The 2002-nt window shown below is 46.5% G+C and carries 2 protein-coding genes; both read right to left on the bottom strand.

All coding sequences use genetic code 11. The features are described from left to right. Positions 1-87: 87 nt before the first annotated feature. A complete protein-coding gene (locus D6694_04415; protein ID RMH45687.1) occupies positions 88-582 on the bottom strand; it encodes a hypothetical protein in 495 nt (164 codons plus the stop codon). A 7-nt stretch (positions 583-589) separates the two neighbouring features. Continuing rightward, a partial coding sequence (locus D6694_04410) for a site-specific DNA-methyltransferase (GenBank protein RMH45686.1) occupies positions 590-2002 on the bottom strand: 1413 nt, incomplete at its 5' end.

The following is a 2002-nucleotide window of genomic DNA, read 5'->3' as shown; positions in this document are numbered from 1 at the left end:
GACAGGTCAGGATGAAGTACTTGGTGCCATTCGGAGAGAAATCAAAATTCCCAGCCTCATCAATGAAAAGATAGAGCGTCCTGGGGCTCATGAGCCAAGCCCAAACATTTCTTTTATTAGGCTCAGCCTGCTGGCCTGTATGCCAAGCATAAATGCAGCAAATAGGATGCCTATAGCTGAAGCCCAGAACCGCGCCGGCACATGCTTCCAGAGCCATGCAAGAGTCACTTTCTCTGGCGGTGATAATTCTTTGCTGTTGGGTGGATTCTTTAACTTCGGTTTTGGTATCCGGATTTCTCGGATAACCGACTGGAACAAGTCATCAACCTGTTCAAACCGTGGACAATCACTGGGGCATTTGGGCCAATCGTAGGAGCCAGGACCGGCATACGCGGTAGGATCCGTAGCCACATTGTTAGCCGGAAGCCGACTGGCGAGCTTCTCAATACATTCAGGATAGTAGGCCTCAGCATGACCATGTTTGACAATCAGCTTCTTGCAAGGTTGCACCTGCCCTTGATCAGCCAAACAGGTGAGGTACCGGGCAACTTCTCCCTTTGAATAGATGTCAACTTCATTCATACCCGGTTTATACCGTCATGAACACGATTTCGGATTCCTTGGATGAGGCGCGGACCTTGAAGGTTTGCACGGCGTTGGCCTTGAGCTGATCGTTGCCGGCGAAAGCTCGATCCAGGCAGATCACCTGGAGCGGATCGGCCTCGGCCATGGCATCGATCAATTCCGGCGTTACTTCATCTTCCAGGCAAATCAGCATTGCGCCATGCTCGATAGAGAACACCTGCTTGCCAGCCATTTCGATGGCTTCTACTTTCGTGGTTAGCGGGAACCCGGCCTTGAGCAGCAGTTCGTAGAGAATGTCTTCCTGCGAGCTTTCTTCACTCACGTGCTCCACATGTCTTTCAAGCTGCCGCTGCAAAGTTTGTTCATCGGCATCTGCAAGATTGCCGTCCCAAACCTTGAAGTTGGATCGATACAGTTTAAATGTTCTAAACCCGAAGTCGCCATGATATTCCAGTGAGTTATTCATAACTTGTTTTGCTGCCCGCCTAAGTCGCTCTTTAGTTAGTTCTGCAATGTTTCTCGGAACTCCCAATTTATCACAAAATTTAGCGCCTATTGTCTGCTCTTTATCGTTGGGATCTAAGGGCTCTGGCAACTGAACCAAAATATATTTTCGCCTCACTCCATCCTCAGAATTTTGCTTCATCAATGCATGGGCTGTAGTTCCTGAGCCAGCAAAAAAGTCCAAGACAATATCCCCCTCTCGTAAGTCGCTGATTTGAATAATTTGTTGTATCAGCCCAACGGGTTTAGGAAAGCTAAAAACTTTTTCTCCATCAAAAAGCGCCCGGAGATCGCGGGTAGCCTTCTTATTTCCTTCAAGCTTGGCCCAAAAATTTGAAGGCTGTTTTACCCGGCCCTCAAGGTAAAATTTTTGATAAACTTGCCATTTTTCGGTTCCGTTCTTTTTTATTTTCATCCACTCGATTAGGCCATCGCGCTCCATCTCCTTGAAACGTTCTATCCCACATATCCATCTGCTTTCATATCCTGCAGGAGCTATTGGAAAAATTTTCGTCCCATCAGGGGCCGTAATTGGATAAAACATGCTTGGCCGATCTTCACGGCGGTCTTCTCCGCCAGTACGCCTCAATGGTCGTGTAAGATATTTTCCTCTTTCATCTTCTTTATCATAAATTCTCGCGTCTTCTTTTGAAAAATTAATCCCTTCAATTCTTACATCAGGCAGGCGAGAATAGACTAGTATGTAATCGATCTCTCCAACTAATGCCTTGTTTCCGCCACCCGTTGGCGTTCCAGTCACACGCGAAATACATCCCACAAAACATTCTTCACCAAAAATATCGTTGCAAATAGCTCTTAAATTATGGATTTCGGTTTCGTCAATTGAGATAAAAATTAGCCCATCATCCCGCAACAAATTCTTCGCTAGATATAGCCTTGGATACATCATGTT

This window comes from Gammaproteobacteria bacterium (assembly GCA_003696665.1).
Taxonomy (GTDB): Bacteria; Pseudomonadota; Gammaproteobacteria; order Enterobacterales.
This window is presented reverse-complemented; position numbering and strand designations above follow the sequence as displayed.